This is a genomic window from Streptomyces himastatinicus ATCC 53653, from assembly GCF_000158915.1.
Lineage (GTDB): Bacteria > Actinomycetota > Actinomycetes > Streptomycetales > Streptomycetaceae > Streptomyces > Streptomyces himastatinicus.
Genome location: NZ_GG657754.1, coordinates 4,952,856 through 4,954,572 on the forward strand (window position 1 = coordinate 4,952,856; position 1,717 = coordinate 4,954,572).

A 1,717-nucleotide genomic window follows, 5' to 3' on the forward strand; every position below is an offset into this window, starting at 1 on the left:
CGCCGAGAAGTCGTCCGGGCGGGGCGCGCCCGCGAGGTCGAACGACACCAGCCGGTGCGGGTAGTCCACGCGCCGGGCGTCGATGCCCGCGGCGCGGCGCAGCCGGGACGAGATGCCGTCCGCGGCGACGGTCAGCGGCGCGTGGACCTCGTACCGCCGTCCGCCCTCGGTGACCGCCACGCCGGTGACGCGGCCCGAGCCGTCGCGCAGGGCCTCCTCGACCAGGACGCCCCGGCGCACCTCCACGGTCGGGCCGAGGCCCTCGGCCAGCGCGTCCAGGATGGTCAGGTGGTCGTGGGAGAGCAGCCACCGGTCGCCCTCGGGGAGGCGGCCGTAGTCCAGCGCCATCAGCGGCGTCCCGGCCGGGGCCCGGACCACCAGGCGGCCCAGCCGCACCCCGCCCCGCTGCTCCAGCAGCCGTTCGGTCCCCCAGCGGCGCAGCACGCGCAGCGCGCCGGGCTGGAGCACCTCGCCCTTGGCGACCGGGCGCATTCGGGGCTGCTTGTCGAGCACGAGGACGCGCAGGCCCAGCGCCCTAAGGGCGTGCGCGGAGGCGAGCCCTCCGGCGCCCGCGCCGCATACGACGGCGTCGTACCGCGCGTTCTTCTCGCTCATACGGAACCCTCCGGGGACGCGGTGGCCGTCCGCAGCCTGGCCAGGGCGCGGAGCGCGAGCCCGGAGGCGATCACGTCGTCCGCATAGCGGTAGCAGAAGCGGATGTACTCGTTCACCGGCGATCCGGCCCAGCCGCCGTCCGGCCGCTGGGCGTCCGTCAGATGGCGGGCGGCGGACGTCACGGGCCGCGATCCGGGGTCGTGGCCCGCGGCGAGCAGCGCGTACAGCGCCCAGGCCGTGTCCTCCACCGTGCCCGGGGCGGATGCGTCCTCGCCGCCACCCCACGAGCCGTCGTCGGCCTGGGTGCGCAGCAGCCACGCGGCCGCCCGTACGGCCGCCGGATGCCCGGCGCCCACCGTGCGGCACAGCGTCTCCAGCACCACCGACGTGCCCGCCGTGCGGCCCCGGTACCACAGGGCCTCGTACGAACCGTCCGCCCGCTGTTGCGCGATCAGCCAGCGCACGGCAAATCACCACACCCCCCCCCCCCAAAAAAAAAAAAAATGGTCCAGCAGCGCGCGGACCGCCTTGGGGGATGATGTGGTGTTCTTCCCAAACCCACCAGCCGGGCGGGCTGTTGCGTTCGTTTTTTTTTCTGGAGCCCGCCGAGTCCTGCGTCCGGGTCAGCCAGTCGATGCCGCGCCGTACGTGGGGGTCTCCGCCGCCGCCGGGGAGGCGGAGCAGCACCGAGCTGATCTCCGCGGTCTCCAGCGCCATGGGCCAGCTGTGGGCGCTGGAGAAGCCCCAGTAGCCGGGCGGGCAGCCGAGGGCGGCGAACGGGGTGTTCTGCTGGCGCCCGTGGAACATCGCGCGCGTCGCCCGCAGCCGGGGATCCTCCGCGTACCCCGCCTCCAGCAGCGCGGAGACGGCGAAGCTCGACCAGGTGACGTCCAGCGGCATCAGCTCCCACCCGCCGTCCTCGTCGGCCGCCGCCCGCAGCCAGGCGGCGGCGTTCCGCACGATGTCCGGCGCGAGGCCGGAGCGGGTTGTGCCGACGCAGATGAGGCCGGTCAGCCAGGGGTCCGTGCTGAACGCGCCGCTCGCGCCCTCCCGTTCGTACGCCTCCCGCATGACGCCCAGCGCGGCGGGCCGGGCCAGCGCG

4 protein-coding genes are annotated in these 1,717 nt (G+C 75.1%); 2 read left to right on the forward strand and 2 right to left on the reverse strand.

The features are described from left to right. Together SSOG_RS20715 and SSOG_RS46815 are read right to left on the reverse strand one after the other, a co-directional pair. A partial coding sequence (locus tag SSOG_RS20715) for an FAD-dependent oxidoreductase (protein WP_039938204.1) occupies positions 1-615 on the reverse strand: 615 nt, incomplete at its 3' end. Continuing rightward, positions 612-1,079, reverse strand: coding sequence for a prenyltransferase/squalene oxidase repeat-containing protein (locus tag SSOG_RS46815; RefSeq protein ID WP_050799911.1), 468 nt, complete (start codon positions 1,077-1,079; stop codon positions 612-614). The genes SSOG_RS46815 and SSOG_RS20715, both read right to left, overlap by 4 nt. A gap of 71 nt (positions 1,080-1,150) precedes the next feature. On the opposite strand from SSOG_RS46815, the gene SSOG_RS46820 reads away from it, so the two are divergent. Continuing rightward, complete coding sequence (locus SSOG_RS46820; protein WP_050799912.1) at positions 1,151-1,366, forward strand: hypothetical protein; 216 nt, start codon at positions 1,151-1,153, stop codon at positions 1,364-1,366. Positions 1,367-1,396: 30 nt separating this feature from the next. Then, on the forward strand, positions 1,397-1,717 hold a 321-nt coding region (locus tag SSOG_RS54865; RefSeq protein WP_208867366.1), incomplete at its 3' end, for a hypothetical protein.